Origin of the sequence: Kitasatospora sp. NBC_01287 (assembly GCF_026340565.1) — a bacterium.
Classification (GTDB): domain Bacteria; phylum Actinomycetota; class Actinomycetes; order Streptomycetales; family Streptomycetaceae; genus Kitasatospora.
Genome location: NZ_JAPEPB010000001.1, coordinates 6,878,718 through 6,894,812 on the forward strand (window position 1 = coordinate 6,878,718; position 16,095 = coordinate 6,894,812).

Below are 16,095 nucleotides of genomic sequence, written 5' to 3' on the forward strand. Positions count from 1 at the left end.
TAGGGGAGTTCAGCACCCATGTGGGACGACGCTTTTCCGAGCTTTCTGATCGGCCTGCGGGAGGGCCTGGAGGCGGGACTCATCGTCTCGATCCTGGTCGCCACCCTGGTCCGCTCGGGACAGAAGGGCCGCCTGCCCCAGGTGTGGACGGGTGTGCTGGCCGCCATCGCGCTCGCGCTCAGCTTCGGCGCCGTGCTCACCTTCACCGCCGCCAACCTCTCCGGCACCGCGCAGGAGGCCTTCGGCGGCACGCTCAGCCTGATCGCCGTGGCCTTCGTCACCGCGATGGTCTTCTGGATGCGCCGCTCGGCCCGCAACCTCTCCTCCGAGATCCGCGAGAAGGTGACCGCCGCCCTCAGCACGGGCGCCGGCGTGCTGGTGCTCACCAGCTTCCTGGCGGTGGGCCGGGAGGGCCTGGAGACCTCGCTCTTCCTGTGGACCACCGCCCGCTCGGCCGGTGAGGCCACCGGTCCCGCGATCGGCGCCGGGACCGGCCTGGTGCTGGCCGCCGGGCTCTGCTGGGGCCTGTACCGGCGGGTGCTGAAGATCAACCTGACCCGGTTCTTCACCTACACCGGCATGGTGCTGATCGTCATCGCGGCCGGGGTGCTCAGCTACGGCCTGCGCGACCTGCAGGAGGGCGGCGTGCTGCCCGGCGGCACCAGCTACGCCTTCGACCTGAGCGGTTCGCTGGACGCCGGCTCCTGGTACGCGACGCTGGTGCAGGGCGTCCTCAACCTGACCGTCACCATGACCTGGCTCCAGGTGGTGGCGTACGTGCTGTACCTGGCGAGCGTCATGACGCTCTTCGTGCGCGGGATGCGGGTGAGCGCCCCGAAGCCGGCCCCCGCCGAGACCGCCGAGACCGCCGAGACCGCTGAGGCGCCCGCCGCCGAGCCCGTTGCCGAGGCCCCGACCGTCGCCGAGCCCGCTCCCGCCGCCGCTCCCGCCGCCGAGGAGCCCCGCCGCGCGCGCCCGCGCTGGCTGGTGCCGACCGCGCTGGTCGCCGTCCCGGCCGTGCTGGCCGGCGTGGTGATCGCGGTCAGCGACGGCAAGCCGGCCGCGGCCGCCACCGTCACCGTCTCGGACGCCAAGGACCAGTGCGGCAGGGGCTTCACCACCCCGCGGCCCGGCCAGCAGACCTTCCAGATGCACAACACCGGCGGCAAGACCTCCGAGGTCTACCTGGTCAACCCGGCCACCAACGCCGTCTACGGCGAGATCGAGGGCCTGGCCCCCGGCACCACCCGCCCGCTGACCGCCACCATCGGCACCGGCGACCTGGCCTGGCGCTGCGTGCCCACCGGCGGCGACGCGGTCACCTCGGCCGCCGTGCACGTCAGCGGCGGGTCGCAGGTGGCGGCGGTGCTGCCGGTCTCCGAGGACGACCTCAAGGGCCCGTTGGACCAGTACAAGGCCTACGTGAACACCGGCCTGGCCACGCTGCTGACCGAGACCCAGAAGCTGCAGGCCGACCTGCACGGCGGCGACCTGGACGCCGCCAGGGCCGACTGGCTCACCGCCCACCTGCAGTACTCCTCGCTCGGCGCGGCCTACGGCACCTTCGCCGACTTCGACCAGAAGATCAACGGCCGGGCCGACGGCCTGCCCGACGGCGTCGCGGACAAGGACTTCGCCGGCTTCCACCGGCTGGAGTACGGCCTGTGGCACAACCAGGACGCCACCGAACTGGCGCCGGTGGCCGACCAGCTGGTCACCGACGTGGACGGTCTCGGCAAGGCCTTCCCGACCCAGGACTTCGACCCCACCGACCTGCCGCTGCGCACCCACGAGATCCTGGAGAACACCCTCCAGTTCGAGCTGACCGCCGACACCGACGAGGGCAGCGGCACCAACCTGGCCACCGCCCAGGCCAACCTGGCCGGCACCCGCGAACTGCTGACCGTGCTGCAGCCGCTCATCCAGCAGCGCAGCCCGCAGCTGCTCGGCACGGTGAACTCCGACGTCCAGCGGGTGGCCGACCTGCTGGCCGGCGCCCACCACGCGGACGGCGGCTGGACCCCGGTCGAGCAGCTCGACCCCGCCACCCGGGCGCGGCTCAACGGCGCCACCGGGCAGCTGCTCGAAGACCTCGCTCCCGTGCCCGACCTTCTTGAGATCCGGAAGTCCGCCTGATGACCAGCCAGCACCCCAGCACCAGCGGCTCCTGCCCCTTCCCGCACGAGGCGATGGCCCAGGCGCAGGCGCAGGCGATAGCCCAGGCCCAGGCCGCGCAGGCCGCTGCCGCCGGCTGCCCCGCCGCCCCCGCCCGCCGCAGCTTCCTGGGCGCGGCGCTCGGCGTCGGCGCGGTGGGCGCGGCGGTGGCCGGCGGCGCGCTGGCGTTCACCGCGGGCGGCGGGCGGGCCGAGGCGGCCGACGCCGGTGGCGCGAACGCGCAGGTGGCCTTCCAGGGCGATCACCAGGCGGGCGTGCTGACCCCGCAGCAGAGCGCCGCGATGTTCATCTCCTTCGATGTCATCGCCACCGACCGGAAGGCGCTGGAGGAGCTCTTCCACACCCTCACCGACCGGATCCGCTTCCTCACCTCCGGCGGTACCCCGCCGGACCTGGGGGTCGGCGCGCCGCCGTCCGACAACGGGATCCTCGGCCCGGTGGTGCCCAGCGACAACCTGACCGTCACGGTCGGCGTGGGCTCCTCGCTCTTCGACGGGCGCTACGGGCTGGCCAAGGCCAAGCCGGTCAAGCTGGGCCCGATGAAGACCTTCCCCAACGACAACCTGCAGGCCGCCGAGCTGCACGGCGACCTCTCGCTGCAGATCTGCGCCAACAGCCAGGACACCGTGCTGCACGCGCTGCGCGACATCGCCAAGCACACCCGCGGCGCGATGCAGGTCAAGTGGCGGGTCGACGGCTTCCAGAGCGCCCCGCGCCCCGCCGGCGCGCAGCGCAACCTGCTGGGCTTCAAGGACGGCATCGTGAACCCCGACGTCAAGTCCGGGCGCGAGATGGACAAGCTGGTCTGGGTGCAGGCCGGGGCCGGCGAGCCGGCCTGGGCCACCGGCGGCAGCTACCAGGTGATCCGGATCATCCGGATGCTGGTCGAGTTCTGGGACCGGGTCTCGCTGGCCGAGCAGGAGAAGATGTTCGGGCGCCGCAAGGACACCGGCGCCCCGCTGGACGGCGCCAACGAGACCGACGCGCCCGACTACGCCAAGGACCCCGAGGGCAACGCGATCCCGCTGGACGCCCACATCCGGCTGGCCAACCCGCGCACCCAGCAGACCGACGACAGCCGGATCCTGCGCCGCGGCTACAACTACGACCGCGGCGTGGACAAGGTCGGCAACCTGGACATGGGCCTGGCCTTCTGCGCCTACCAGCAGGACGTGGTGCGGCAGTTCGAGGCCACCCAGACCCGGCTGATCGACGAGCCGCTGGTGGACTACATCTCCCCGACCGGCGGCGGCTACTTCTTCGTGCTGCCGGGCGTGCGCGACGCGAACGACTGGCTCGGCAGCGGCCTGTTCGCCGCGGCCTGACCCCTGGTACCACGGCACGCGCCGCCCGACCCCCGGCGCGTGCCCGTCCCGGCCGGGCTCCTCTGCCCCCGGCCACCGCGCTGCCCCGCCCCGCTGGCCCTGGGCGGGGCAGCGTCGTCAGCGCGGCGGGTCGGTCGCCGGCTCGGACAGTGGGTCAGTCGCCGGCTCGGACAGTGGGTCAGTCGCCGGCTCGGACAGTGGGTCAGTCTCCGGCCGGCGCGCTCGGCGCCTCGGTCAGCGGGGGAGCGTCGACGGACTGGTCGGCGGGCGGTTGCACGATGCTCACGGGCTGGTCGAAGCCGCTGAAGTCGAGCGTCTGCTTGTTGCCCTTGGCCTCCAGCAGGTAGGGCGGGCCGTCCGCGGCGACCACCACCGTGGCCCCCGCGCCGTCGGCCCCGGGCAGGGCCAGCACGGTGCCGCGGTGGCCGTTGACCGTGGTGGTCCCGCTCTCGGTCAGGTCGGTCAGCGATCCGACGATCGGGCTGAGCAGGCTGTCCAGGTGGCACATCTGCACGAGCTGGGTGAAGCGGGTGTCGCCGTGGGCCACGTGCAGGTAGCGGCCCTGGACCGCGCTGCCGCCGGGGTGCCCGGCCCAGTAGGCCGCCTCCGGGCGGGTCCAGACCTCGTGCGTCTTGATGACGATGGTCATGTAGGGGGTGCCGCCCGAGGACTGCTTCGCCGCGCAGTCGCCCGACTGCTGGTCGATGTCGAAGTGCGCGGTGATCGGTGTGCCGGCGCTGCTGTCGGTGCCGTCCGCCTGCAGGCTCGTGAGGCCGGCGGTCGTCTCCAGGGCGTGCTGCGCCAGTTGGGTGGCGGGCGAGTCCGTGTCGGTGGCCGCGCTCGGTGCCGTGCTGGTGGCCGGGGTGGTGGTGGCCGGTGACGCGGCCGTCGGGCTCGCCGCACCGCTCGGCGTCGCCGGTGTCGCCTTCGCGGTGCCCGCGGCGCTGTGGCTCGATCCCCCGCCGCAGGCTGCCGCGCCCAGAGCGACCGTCAGGCAGAGCAGGGAGCGGGTGATCGGCCGCAATGCGCGCATGTCAGGATCCCTTGTCACGGAGGCGCTACCGGCCGCGACCGTACAGCAACACCGCAGCGCGCGACCCCTATTTTCCGATCAGCCGACCGGTGGCCGCGCCGACCCGTTGTCACAGGCGGCGGGGATGATGAATCCCGCAGTCGAACGGCGAACGGATGGAAGGTGCGGATGATGGACGAACTGGGCGACGGGACACTCCGGACCGGCGAGCCGGGGGTGGCGCTGCGGCCGCGGTCCGAGCGGGCCGGGGCGCGGTGGTGGCAGGGCCCGTTGGTCGGGTTCGACCTGGAGACCACCGGGACGGATCCGGCCGAGTCACGGATCGTCTCCGCCGCCCTGGTCGAGACGATCGGCGGCCTGCCGGTGCGGACCACCCGCTGGCTGCTCGACCCCGGGGTGCCGATACCCGAGCAGGCCCGCGCGATCCACGGCATCAGCGACGAGCAGGCCCGCACCAGAGGCCGGCCGGCCGCCGCCGCGGTGGAGGAGATCGCCGCCGCGCTCTGCGCGCTGCTGGCCGAGGGCACGGCGGTGGTCGCCTTCAACGCGCCCTTCGACCTCTCGCTGATCGACGCCGAGCTGCGCCGGCACGGCCGGGTGCCGCTGGCCGAGCGGTTGGCCGGGAACCTGGTCGCCCCGGTGCTGGACGCCCTGGTGATCGACCGCGCGGTGGACCGCTACCGCAAGGGCTCCCGCGGCCTGCAGAAGGTCTGCGAGGTCTACGGGGTCGAGCTGCTCGACGCCCACGAGGCGGCCAGCGACGCGCTGGCCGCCGTGCGGGTCGCGGTCGCCCTCGGCGAGCGCTATCCGGCCCAGGTCGGCGAGTTGGGCCTGCTCGCGCTGCACGAGCAGCAGGTGCGCTGGTACCGCGACTGGGCCGAGGGCTTCCAGGCGTGGCTGCGCAAGGGGAAGGACCCGCAGGCGGTGGTCGACGCCCGCTGGCCGATGCGCTGAGCGGCGGCGTTCGCTCGCTCCGTCCAGCCGTCGCCGTTCGGGGTCACAGTGGCGAAACGCCCGGCAGCAGGCCGCGAGCCCCGGCCGCGCGGTCAGCCGGCGAGAGCGGGGTAGTCGGTGTAGCCCCGGTGGTCGCCGCCGTAGAAGGTGGACGCATCCGGCGCGTTGAACGGGCCGCCGGCGGCGAGGCGGGCGGGGAGGTCGGGGTTGGCCAGGAACAGTGCCCCGAAGGCGACCATGTCCGCGGCTCCGTCCTCGATCAGCTTCAGCGCCTCGGGACCTGTGGCCTGCGGGTGGGTGAACGGGTTGAGGACGAACGTGCCGGGCCAGGCCTTGCGCAGCCGGTCGGTCAGGTCGCGGTCCGGGCCCTCCATCAGGTGCAGGTAGGCCAGATCCAGGCCGGCGATCCGGGCGATCAGCGCTTCGTAGGTCTCGGCCGGGTTGTCCTCGGCGATGTCGTTGTACGGGTTGCCGGGCGAGATCCGCAGGCCCACCCGGTGGCCGCCGATCGCCTCGGCCACGGCCGTGGTGACCTCGACGGCGAAGCGGATCCGTCCCTCGGCCTCGCCGCCCCAGGCGTCGGTGCGCCGGTTGGTGTTCGGCGCGAGGAACTGGTGGACCAGGTAACCGTTGGCGCCGTGGAGCTCCACGCCGTCGAAGCCGGCCTCGATCGCCCCTCGTGCCGCGGCGGCGAAGTCGTCGACGGTCTGCCGGATCTCCGCCTCGGTCAGCTCCTTGGGCGTCACGTAGTCCTTCGGCCCCTCGTGGGTGAAGACCTGGCCCCTGGCGGCCACGGCTGACGGGCCCACCGGCACCAGGCCGTCGGGCAGCAGGCTGGGGTGGCCGATCCGGCCGGTGTGCATCAGCTGCGCGAAGATCATCCCGCCCTCGCGGTGCACGGCGTCGGTCACCGTCCGCCATGCCGCCACCTGCCCGGGCGTGTGCAGCCCGGGGGTGTCGGGATAGCCCTGGCCGACCGCCGAGGGCTGGATGCCCTCGGTGACGATCAGGCCGGCGGTGGCGCGCTGCGCGTAGTACGTCGCCATCAGCTCGGTGGGCTCGGCGCCGGGCCCGAAGGCGCGGCTGCGGGTCATCGGCGCCATCACGACGCGGCTGGCCAGGCGGCGGCCGCCCAGGACGATCGGATCGAAAGCGGTAGTCATGATCAAGCCCTTCACGCAGTGGGTGCGGCGGCCGGTGGCGGCCGCTGCCGGCGGGTCCAGGTACGACCCGGCCTGATTGCCTGTTCGAACAGTAAAACTCTCGATGGCATTCCGCAACTGCCATGACGCCCGTCACGGCAGTCCAGGATCTGCCAGAGTTGGGCCGGTGAGCACGCGGAAGGCGCGCGGGGTTGGGGGAGGCTCGGGGCGGGAGGAGGTAGCCTGTTCGAGCAACATTCACCGTGGGACAGGAGCGCCAGGCCATGACGGAGTCCGCACCCGGCAGCGAGGGCCGTTCACCGGCTTCGGCGGACGCGGCCATCCCCTTGCCCGCGGCCGCCGGTGGAGGACCCATCAGCCATGCGATCTTCCGGGTGGCCCGCACCCACCGCATGATCGCCGGACACCTCCTGCGCCGCGTCGGCCTGCACCCCGGCCAGGAGCTGGTGATGATGCAGCTGTGGGAACTCGGACCGCAGCGACAGGTCGACCTCGTCCGCCTGCTCGACTCCGACGCCGCCACCATGACCCGCACCATCCGACGCCTCGAACACGCCGGCTTCGTCCGTCGCTCACCCTGCCCCGACGACAAACGCGCCTCCGTCGTCGAGGCCACGACCGCCAGCCACGCGCTGCGCAAGGAAGTCGAACAGCTCTGGCGCCAGCTCGAAGACGCCACCGTCGGCGACACCACCGACGAGGAACAGGTCTCCGTCCTGCGGGCCCTGGAGGACATCGAGAAGCGACTGACCCGCACCGCCGCACAGCTCGGAACCTGACCGCGCCCGGCGAGGTGGAGCCGACCGGCCCGCCTACCGCTCGCCCGTGTCGTCGCCGGCCGACGGAATCGGGTCAGGAGGAACGCGGCTCAGAACGCGTACCAGCGCACCGTCCCGTCGCCCGCCCGCAGCGAGTCCACCCGCCGCCGGAACTCCGTGCGGGCCGCCGGACTGCCGGGCAGCTGCTGCGCCACCCAGGCCGCGCTGGCCGTCTCGCGCGCCGCCCGCAGCGCCGCGCAGCCCGCCCAGTCCCGCACGTCCCAGCCGTAGGCCAGGGTGAAGGCCCGGTACTGCTCCTTCGGCACGCCGTACCGGTCGTGACTGAGGGCCAGCGGCACCAGGTCGTGCTCCCGCAGGTCCTCGGCGAAGGTCTCCAGGTCGAGCAGGATCGGACCGCTCGCCCCGACGTGCACGTTGCGCGGCAGCGCGTCGCCGTGGATCACCCCGGCGGGCAGCACCGGCACCAGCTCCGCGATGGCGTCCGCCAGTTCGGCGCGGCGGGCCAGCAGGTAGGCGGCGTCGGCCGGGTCGAGGTGGTCCCCGGCGGCGGCCAGCCAGCGCTCGACGGGGGCGAGCAGCTCGCGACGCGGCAGCGGTTCGGGCAGCGCGGGCGCGGCCAGCAGGTGCAGCGCGCGCAGCAGCCGGCCGAGATCGGCGGGATCGGCGGGCCGGGTGGCCGGGGTGAGCCGGTGCCAGAAGGTGACGGGGTGTCCGGCGGCCGCCACCACCCCCTCCAGCTGTCGGCCGATGGGGCCGTCGGCGGGCCGGGGCACCGGGATCCCGGCACTGTCCAGCCAGCGGGCGACGGCCAGTTCGCGGGCGGCCCTGCCCCGCAGCCCGCCGTCCCGGCCGACCTTGGCGACCAGGGCGGGGAAACCGAGGTCGAAGACCGCGTTCTCGCCCAGGGAGAGCAGCCGGGCGCCGGTCGGGTCCGGCAGGCCGACCGACAGGCAGGCCTGGGCGAGCAGCGTCCGGGCCCGGGCTTCGGAGAAGACCCCAGAGATGACCATGGCCGAAACCTACCGCCCGACCCCTCGTTCGGGGCCGGGCGGCAGGCTCTTGGTCGGTGGCGTCGCGGCGGGTGCCCTCCCGCCCCGGCGGGCGGACCGTCAGGCGGTCACCCGGCGGTGCCGCGGGCCGCCGGCCGGGTCCGTGCCCTCGGCCTGCGGGTCGGCCTGCGAGTAGCCCCGCACGTCGGCCTGCACGTCGGTCTGCGAGTAGCCCTGCGGGTAGGGCTGCACGCCGGCCTGCGCGTCGGCCCGCACGCCGGCCTCGGTGGCGGTCGCCACCGGCCGCGGCGCCTCGCCGTGCGAGAGCTTCGGCAGCCAGGCCAGCCAGCTCGGCAGGTACCAGTTGCGCTCGCCCAGCAGGCTCATCACCGAGGGCAGCAGCACCCCGCGGATCACCGTGGCGTCCACCAGCACCGCCACCGCCAGGCCCACGCCCATCTGCTTCATCGACTGCACCGAGAGGGTCCCGAAGACCGCGAAGACCGCCACCATGATGATCGCCGCGCTGCTGACCACCCCGGCGGTCGAGCGGATGCCGTAGGAGATGGCGGCCCGGGTGGTCAGGCCCTGGTCGTGCGCCTCCTTGATCCGGGAGACCACGAAGACGTGGTAGTCCATGCTCAGCCCGAAGAGGATCACGAAGAGGAAGAGCGGCACCCAGGACTCCACCGCGCCCACTCCGCTGGTGCCGAGCAGCGAGGCGCCCACGCCGTGCTGGAAGACCAGGGTCAGCACCCCGTAGGCCGAGCCCACCGAGAGCAGGTTGAGCACCACGGCGGTGAGCGCGATCGACAACGAGCGGAAGGAGACCAGCATCAGCAGGAAGGCGAAGACCACCACGAAGGCGAAGACCGGGAGCATGCTGTTGGTCATCTGCTGGTTGAAGTCGTGCGAGCCGGCCGTGTCACCGGTCACCGGCGCCTGGGTGCCGGGCACCTTGAGCAGGGTCTGCGGCACGATCGTCCCACGCAGCTCGGCCAGCGCGGCGTTGCTGGTCGCGTCGTTGCCGCTGCCGTTGAGCGGCACCGTGATGGTGGCCACGTTCTGCGCCTGGTAGGTGGTGACCTCGATCGGGCCGTGCATCCGGCCGTCGGCCAGCACCTCGGTCCGCAGGTCGGCGATCGCCCGCGAGATCGCGGGGGAGTTGATGTCGGTGGCCTTGACCACCACCTCGGCGGGCGCCGGGCTGCCGGGGAAGGCGGCCTCGATCCGCTGCGAGGTGGCGACCAGCGGGTTGTTCTTGGGCAGCGACTGCTGGAAGGTCAGGTTGGCGGTGTGCATGGTGAGCAGCGGGGCGGCCAGCGCGAGCAGCAGGCCGGCGGCGAGCACGGCGGCGGCCAGCGGGAAGCGCAGCACCGGGGTGAGGACGGCGTTCCACACCCGGCTGCCGCTGTTCACGTCCTTGGCCTTGAGCCGGTGCAGGAACGGCACCCGGCCCTTCTCCACCCGGTCGCCGAGCATCGACAGCAGGGCGGGCAGCACGGTGAGCGAGCCGAGCACCGCGGTGATCACGACCACGATGGTCGCGTAGGACATCGCCTGGAAGTCGGCGATCCCGGTGAAGAACATGCCCGCCATCGCGACCACCACGGTGATCCCGGAGACCAGCACGGCCCGGCCCGACGTCGCGGCGGCCACCTTCAGCGCCTCCTCGGCACTGCGCCCGGCGGCCCGCTCCTCACGCTCGCGGCGCAGGTAGAAGAGGCAGTAGTCGACCCCGACGGCCAGGCCGACCAGCAGCATCACGGAGCTGGCGTCGTCGCTGGTGTGCAGGAACGAGCTGCTCAGCGAGACCAGGCCGCCGGCCGCGATGAAGGCGGTCAGCGCCAGGCCGACCGGCAGGACGGCGGAGACCAGCGCGCCGAAGGCGATCAGCAGGATGCCCAGGGCCAGCGGCACGGCGGTCCACTCGGCGGCCGAGAAGTCGTTCTTGAACTGCTCGTTGGACCACTTGTTGGCGCTGGCCTCGCCGAACTCCTCGACCGTGAAGGAGCGGTCGGCCCGCTGCACGCCGGCCACCGCGTCCAGCGGGGCGGTGACGTTGGTGGCGGCCTGGTCCGCGTCGCCGGTCACGGTGAACTGGATCAGCGCCGAGTGGCGGTCGGCCGAGATCGCCTGGGAGTCGTAGGGGGAGCGCAGGTCGCCGGTCTTCCCGGTGCCGTTGACGGCGGCTATCGTCCGGTCGACCTCGGCCCGGAAGGCCGGGTCGTCGGCGGTGCGGGTGGCGCTGCGCACCAGGACCGTCTCGCCCTGCGGGTTCTTGATCCCGGCCTGGTCGAGGATCCTGGCGGCCTGGGCCACCTGGCCGGGCATCGACTCCGCGTCGGTGACCTGGTGGGTGCCGGCGGCGCTGCCGAGGAAGGCGGCCAGCACCACGAAGAGCAGCCAGCCGAACACGGCGGTCTTGCGGTTGCGGGCGCTCCAGGCGCCCATGGTGGCGGCGAACCCGAGCTTCACTCTGTCGTGCGGGGTCCTGCCGCGCTGGGTCCGGCTCTGGCTGGTTACCACTGGGAAGTCTCCCCCTGGGAGGCGGCGGTGCGGGCCGCGGTGCGGGGCCCGGCGGTCCTCCCGGGCTCACAACTGACCCTAGGGAGCACGGCCTTGACGGGTAATCCGGCCAGCGGGTGAGTGCACCCTGGGTAGAACCCCAGGGCAGGGGGTGGGGTTTTCCCCAGGTCGCCCCTCAGACCTGGGTACGGGTGGAACTCCACCCTGAGGGGGAGGGCTCTCCACCCGGGGGACGAGGTGTTGGCACGGGGCGGCAGGTCAGGATGGTGCGGGGCCACTCAGTGGCCCGGGGGAATCGGGTCGAGGACTCCGGCCGACGGGGGTCTGCTTGCCGGTCGGCTAGTAAGTTCTCGTATGATGCTCCCGCTACTACTTACCTGCCGACCGGCTAATGACCGCTCGGGGGAAGCCGTCTCTGCCGTCGCCCGGCGTCCCGTCCCCCAAGGGCTGCGGTGAACCATGCCAGGAGGCATCGCAAGCATGTTCCACCGAATCGGACAATTCGTCGTCAAGCGGGCCTGGTGGGTGATCATCGCCTGGGTCGTGGCCGCGGTCGCCGTCATCGCGTCGGCACCCGCGCTGACCACCTCGGACAACGAGAGCGACTTCCTGCCGAGCCACTACGAGTCGATCGTGGCCTCGAACCTGCAGCAGCAGGCCTTCCCGTCCGCGTTCACGCCGAACGCGATGCTGCTCTTCGAGCGTACCGACGGTGGCCAGCTGACCTCGGACGACAAGGCCGCGATCAACAAGGTCGTCACCGGCCTGACCGCCGAGCACATCAAGTACGTCCAGGTCATCACGCCGGTCGGCGGTGGCAGTGCGGGCGCCGAGAAGGCCGTCTCCAAGGACGGCAAGTACGCGCTGTCCCAGGTCGGCTACACCAAGGACGCCCCGCAGGACAGCTCGGTGACCACCAAGCAGCTGCGGGACGACGCCAAGTCACTGGCGAACGGCAGCAACCTCAAGGTCCAACTGGGCGGGCAGGCCGCGCAGAACCTGGACCAGAAGGACTCCTCCAGCTCGGCCGACGCGCTGATCTTCCTCGGCAGCTTCCTGCTGATCGTGGTGATCCTCGCGATCATCTTCCGCAGTGCGATCATCTCGATCCTGCCGCTGCTGCTGATCATGGCCGTGATGATGCCGACCAGCAACGCGCTGATCGCGGACGCCACCAAGCTGTTCGACCTCAAGGCGAACAGCACCATGTCGGCGATCCTGATCGTGGTGCTGCTGGGGGTCGGCACCGACTACTTCCTCTTCCTCATGTTCCGCTACCGGGAACGGCTGCGGGCGGGCGAGGAGCGCAAGGAGGCCATGATCAACGCGATCGGCCGGGTCGGCGAGGCGATCGCCTCCGCCGCCGGTGCCGTGACCGTCGCCTTCGCCGTGCTGATCCTCTCCAGCCTGGGCCTCTTCAAGGCGATCGGCCCGGCCCTCGCCATCGCCGTGGTCACCACCGCGATCGCCTCGATCACGCTGGTGCCGGCCGTGCTCTCGGTCATCCCGGAGCGGGCGCTCTTCTGGCCCGGCAAGAAGTGGATGCACGAGAAGGACGGCGCCCGCTTCGCCGCCCTGGGCCGGATGACCCAGCGCCACCCCGCCCGGGTGGCCGCCGCCTCCGGCGGTGTGCTGATCCTGCTGACCCTGGCCGCGCTCGGCTACAAGGGCACCTTCGACCTGGCCTCCGGCTCGATGCCGAAGACCAAGGAGTCGATGGTGGTCCAGAACACCGTGATGTCGGCCTACTCGGCGGGTGCCTCCGACCCCTCGCAGGTCTACCTCACCTCGACCAACGGCACGCCGCTGGACCCGTCGGCGTTCCCGGCCTACGAGCAGGCCCTCTCCGGGGTCAAGGGCGTGGCCGACGTCGCGGCGAACCCGCAGGTGAGCAACGACAAGCTGACCGCCGACTTCGTGGTCACGCTCAAGGACGACCCGGCCTCCAACGCGGCCATCGACACCATGGACGGGCTGCGCAAGGCCGCGCACTCCGCCGCTCCGGCCGGCACCAAGGCGCTGGTCGGCGGGCAGACCGCCGTCGAGGCGGACATCAACGCCGCGATGGACCACGACTACAAGGTCGTCTTCCCGATCGCCGCGGTGCTGATCATGGTGATCCTCGGCCTGCTGCTGCGCAGCGTGGTGGCGCCCTGGTACCTGATGGCCTCGGTCGGCCTGGGCTTCGGTGCCACGCTCGGCGCCACCAGCGTGGTCTTCCAGAAGTTCGACCACCAGTCCGGCCTGATGTTCATGCTGCCGATCTTCATCTACCTCTTCGTGGTGGCGATCGGTACCGACTACAACATCCTGATGATCGCCCGCCTGCGGGAGGAGGCCCGCGAGGGCCGCGACCCGCGCGCCGCGGCCTACGAGGCGATCAAGCACGGCGGACCGACGGTGGCGGCGGCCGGCTCGATCCTGGCGGCCTCCTTCGCCACCTTCATGCTGGCCGGGAACGTGCTCTTCAGTGAGATCGGCTTCTCGATCGCCTTCGGCATCGCGCTGGCGGCCTTCGTGATGGCGATGTTCTTCACCCCGGCGCTGACCGCGCTGCTCGGCAAGGCGGCCTGGTGGCCCGGCCACCAGGAGCCCGGCGCCCACGGCGGACCCACCCTGGTGGGCCAGGGCCGCTCGGACGCCCACACCTCCGGCGCCGAGCCGGCCGGGCGCCGCTGATCCAGCGGCCCCGTCACTCCCGCGCGTCACTCGATCGCGTCACACCACTGGACGGGCCGTCCCGGGGATCCTCCCCCGGGGCGGCCCGTCCGGCGTGCGGGGCGAGCCGGAGAGGGGTCGGAGACGAGCCGAAGCGGCCGAAATTATCCGATGATCTCTGGGGGGCCTCGTGCTACAGTCGAACCAGTTGCAGTTTTGGTTCCCATGAACGCTTGTGTGCGCCTGCTGGTCCAACAACCAACAGGCGCATTTGTTTTGTCCGGTGTCACCTCCGGATGGGGATCGCGGCGACGCGGGGTCCACGCAGTGTGGGTCTCGTAGCCCCAGGTATTAAGGAGACGGTTATGGCTACCGGCACCGTGAAGTGGTTCAACAGCGAAAAGGGCTTCGGCTTCATCGAGCAGGCCGAGGGCGGCCCTGACGTGTTCGCGCACTACTCGAACATCGTCGCCAACGGGTTCCGTGAGCTCGTTGAGGGCCAGCACGTCGAGTTCGACGTGACCCAGGGCCAGAAGGGCCCGCAGGCCGAGAACATCCGCGTCATCTGACGTTCCGGCTCTCCGCTGGTACGTACGACGCAAGCGAAGGCCCGTACCGCACGGTGCGGGCCTTCGCCCATGCCGCCCAACGGCCGGGGCGGCGCACTTCCTCCTGGCGGCCGAACCGACGGGCCACCCATCGACGGTGACCGCTCAGGACGGAGAAACACCCATGACTGATCAGGCACGCCGCACCGGCGGCCGTGGCCGACCCCGCTCGCAGGGCTCGGGCAGCACCAGCAGCACCAGCAGCAGCGGCGGCTTCAGCGACGCGCAGGCGCGCGCGGGCCGCAGCTCGGGCGGGCTGCGCGGGCAGTCCCAGGCCCAGGGCCGCGGTCGCGGCGCGGGCAAGAGCCGCGTCGCCGAGCCCGCCGACTTCACCGTGGTGACCGGCACCCCCGCGCGCCCGCCGGCCGCGACCTTCGCCGAGCTGGAGATGCCCAAGGGCCTGCTCTCCGCGCTCACCCGCGAAGGCGTCACCGACCCGTTCCCGATCCAGTCGGCCACCCTGCCGGACGCGCTGGCCGGGCGCGACGTGCTCGGCCGCGGCCGCACCGGCTCCGGCAAGACGCTCGCTTTCGGCCTCTCCGTGCTGGCCCGCACCGCCGGGCAGCGCGCGGACGCCCGCAAGCCGCTGGCCCTGGTGCTGGTGCCGACCCGCGAGCTGGCCCAGCAGGTCACCGACGCGCTCACCCCCTACGCGACCGCCGTGAACCTGCGGATCGCCACGGTGGTCGGCGGTATGTCGATCACCCGCCAGGCCAACGCGCTGCGCCGCGGCGCCGAGCTGCTGGTGGCCACCCCCGGCCGGCTCGACGACCTGATCAACCGGCAGGACGTCCGGCTCGACGAGGTGCGGATCACCGTGCTGGACGAGGCCGACCAGATGGCCGACATGGGCTTCCTGCCGCAGGTCACCAAGCTGCTGGAGCAGGTCGCCGAGGGCGGGCAGCGGATGCTCTTCTCGGCCACCCTGGACAAGAACATCGACCGCCTGGTGCACCGCTTCCTGACCGACCCGGTGGTCCACTCGGTGGACCCCTCGGCGGGCGCGGTCACCACCATGGAGCACCACGTGCTCCAGCTGGAGGCGGCCGACAAGGTCTCCGCCACCGCCCACATCGCCTCCCGCGAGGGCCGGGTGATCATGTTCGTGCACACCAAGCACGGCGCCGACCGGCTCGCCAAGCAGCTGCTGGCCAGCGGCGTGCGGGCGGCCGCGCTGCACGGCGGCAAGTCGCAGCCGCAGCGCAACCGGACCCTGGACCAGTTCCGCGACGGGCACGTGACCGCGCTGATCGCCACCAACGTCGCCGCCCGCGGCATCCACATCGACGGCCTGGACCTGGTCGTCAACGTGGACCCGCCGATCGACCACAAGGACTACCTGCACCGCGGCGGCCGCACCGCGCGGGCCGGCGAGTCGGGCACCGTGGTCACCCTGGTGCTGCCCGAGCAGCGCCGGGACATGTCCAAGCTGATGATCGCCGCCGCGATCCGCCCGGTGACCACCAAGGTCCGCCCCGGTGACGCCGAGCTGGCCCGGATCACCGGCGCCCGCACCCCCTCGGGCATCGCCGTCACGCTGGCCCCGCCGGTCACCGCCGAGCCCGCCGCGGCGCCCGGCGCCGCCAAGCGCCGCCCGGCCGGCCCGCGCTCCTCGCGCCCGGCCGACGTGGACATCAACGGCAACCCGAAGCGTCGCCGCCCCAAGCAGCGGATGGGCCAGACCGGCGCCGCCGCCGGCGGCGGGGCCACCCGCACCGCGGCCGGCTTCTCCGGCAAGGCGAGCGCCGCCGCCAAGCCCGGCAGCGGCTCGAAGAGCGGCTCCAACTACGGCACCGGCCGCCAGCGCCGCCCCGCGCGCTGACGCGCGGCCGCACCGGCTGACCCAGGGCCCGCACGCCACACGGCGCGCGGGCCCTGCGGC

General features: G+C 72.6%; 11 protein-coding genes. 7 read left to right on the forward strand and 4 right to left on the reverse strand.

The annotated features are described in order from the left end of the window. The first annotated feature begins 18 nt into the window (after positions 1 to 18). Both efeU and efeB read left to right on the forward strand, forming a co-directional pair. Positions 19 to 2,136 carry an iron uptake transporter permease EfeU gene (gene efeU, locus OG455_RS30125; RefSeq protein WP_266299099.1) on the forward strand — a complete coding sequence of 706 codons (2,118 nt, stop codon included), beginning with the start codon at positions 19 to 21 and terminating at the stop codon, positions 2,134 to 2,136. Positions 2,137 to 2,189: 53 nt separating this feature from the next. Beyond that, a complete protein-coding gene (efeB, locus tag OG455_RS30130; RefSeq protein WP_266301010.1) occupies positions 2,190 to 3,500 on the forward strand; it encodes an iron uptake transporter deferrochelatase/peroxidase subunit in 1,311 nt (436 codons plus the stop codon). A gap of 202 nt (positions 3,501 to 3,702) precedes the next feature. Here efeB and OG455_RS30135 read toward each other — a convergent pair whose 3' ends face one another. Next, a complete protein-coding gene (locus tag OG455_RS30135; protein WP_266299100.1) occupies positions 3,703 to 4,533 on the reverse strand; it encodes a hypothetical protein in 831 nt (276 codons plus the stop codon). 168 nt (positions 4,534 to 4,701) lie between these two features. On the opposite strand from OG455_RS30135, the gene OG455_RS30140 reads away from it, so the two are divergent. Continuing rightward, a complete protein-coding gene (locus tag OG455_RS30140; protein ID WP_266299101.1) occupies positions 4,702 to 5,487 on the forward strand; it encodes an exonuclease domain-containing protein in 786 nt (261 codons plus the stop codon). Positions 5,488 to 5,579: 92 nt separating this feature from the next. Here OG455_RS30140 and OG455_RS30145 read toward each other — a convergent pair whose 3' ends face one another. Then, positions 5,580 to 6,650: an alkene reductase gene (locus OG455_RS30145; RefSeq protein ID WP_266299102.1), complete on the reverse strand. Its 1,071-nt coding sequence runs from the start codon at positions 6,648 to 6,650 to the stop codon at positions 5,580 to 5,582. Between the two features lie 263 nt (positions 6,651 to 6,913). Here OG455_RS30145 and OG455_RS30150 point away from each other — a divergent pair, with 263 nt between their 5' ends. Next, positions 6,914 to 7,429 carry a MarR family winged helix-turn-helix transcriptional regulator gene (locus OG455_RS30150; protein WP_266299103.1) on the forward strand — a complete coding sequence of 172 codons (516 nt, stop codon included), beginning with the start codon at positions 6,914 to 6,916 and terminating at the stop codon, positions 7,427 to 7,429. Between the two features lie 89 nt (positions 7,430 to 7,518). On the opposite strand, the gene OG455_RS30155 is transcribed toward OG455_RS30150, so the two are convergent. Further along, entirely contained in the window at positions 7,519 to 8,439 is a 921-nt protein-coding gene (locus tag OG455_RS30155; protein ID WP_266299105.1) for an aminoglycoside phosphotransferase family protein, read from the reverse strand. Between the two features lie 99 nt (positions 8,440 to 8,538). Continuing rightward, the gene (locus OG455_RS30160) at positions 8,539 to 10,872 is read right to left on the reverse strand and encodes an MMPL family transporter (RefSeq protein ID WP_266301011.1); all 2,334 of its coding nucleotides are present in this window, start codon (positions 10,870 to 10,872) and stop codon (positions 8,539 to 8,541) included. Positions 10,873 to 11,427: 555 nt separating this feature from the next. On the opposite strand from OG455_RS30160, the gene OG455_RS30165 reads away from it, so the two are divergent. From OG455_RS30165 to OG455_RS30175, 3 genes are all read left to right on the forward strand, one after another. Beyond that, positions 11,428 to 13,626, forward strand: coding sequence for an MMPL family transporter (locus OG455_RS30165; protein ID WP_266299107.1), 2,199 nt, complete (start codon positions 11,428 to 11,430; stop codon positions 13,624 to 13,626). Positions 13,627 to 13,970: 344 nt separating this feature from the next. After that, positions 13,971 to 14,174: a cold-shock protein gene (locus tag OG455_RS30170; protein ID WP_266299109.1), complete on the forward strand. Its 204-nt coding sequence runs from the start codon at positions 13,971 to 13,973 to the stop codon at positions 14,172 to 14,174. Between the two features lie 163 nt (positions 14,175 to 14,337). Next, positions 14,338 to 16,035, forward strand: coding sequence for a DEAD/DEAH box helicase (locus OG455_RS30175; RefSeq protein WP_266299111.1), 1,698 nt, complete (start codon positions 14,338 to 14,340; stop codon positions 16,033 to 16,035). The last annotated feature ends 60 nt before the right edge of the window (positions 16,036 to 16,095 follow it).

Excerpts from the sequence above, each read along its gene's own strand:
- OG455_RS30145 (WP_266299102.1), bottom strand. The coding sequence starts at position 6,650 with ATGACTACCGCTTTCGATCCGATCGTCCTGGGCGGCCGCCGCCTGGCC.
- OG455_RS30135 (WP_266299100.1), bottom strand. The coding sequence starts at position 4,533 with ATGCGCGCATTGCGGCCGATCACCCGCTCCCTGCTCTGCCTGACGGTC.
- OG455_RS30155 (WP_266299105.1), bottom strand. The coding sequence starts at position 8,439 with ATGGTCATCTCTGGGGTCTTCTCCGAAGCCCGGGCCCGGACGCTGCTC.
- OG455_RS30150 (WP_266299103.1), top strand. The coding sequence starts at position 6,914 with ATGACGGAGTCCGCACCCGGCAGCGAGGGCCGTTCACCGGCTTCGGCG.
- efeB (WP_266301010.1), top strand. The coding sequence starts at position 2,190 with ATGGCCCAGGCGCAGGCGCAGGCGATAGCCCAGGCCCAGGCCGCGCAG.
- OG455_RS30170 (WP_266299109.1), top strand. The coding sequence starts at position 13,971 with ATGGCTACCGGCACCGTGAAGTGGTTCAACAGCGAAAAGGGCTTCGGC.
- OG455_RS30140 (WP_266299101.1), top strand. The coding sequence starts at position 4,702 with ATGATGGACGAACTGGGCGACGGGACACTCCGGACCGGCGAGCCGGGG.
- efeU (WP_266299099.1), top strand. The coding sequence starts at position 19 with ATGTGGGACGACGCTTTTCCGAGCTTTCTGATCGGCCTGCGGGAGGGC.
- OG455_RS30160 (WP_266301011.1), bottom strand. The coding sequence starts at position 10,872 with ATGGGCGCCTGGAGCGCCCGCAACCGCAAGACCGCCGTGTTCGGCTGG.
- OG455_RS30165 (WP_266299107.1), top strand. The coding sequence starts at position 11,428 with ATGTTCCACCGAATCGGACAATTCGTCGTCAAGCGGGCCTGGTGGGTG.
- OG455_RS30175 (WP_266299111.1), top strand. The coding sequence starts at position 14,338 with ATGACTGATCAGGCACGCCGCACCGGCGGCCGTGGCCGACCCCGCTCG.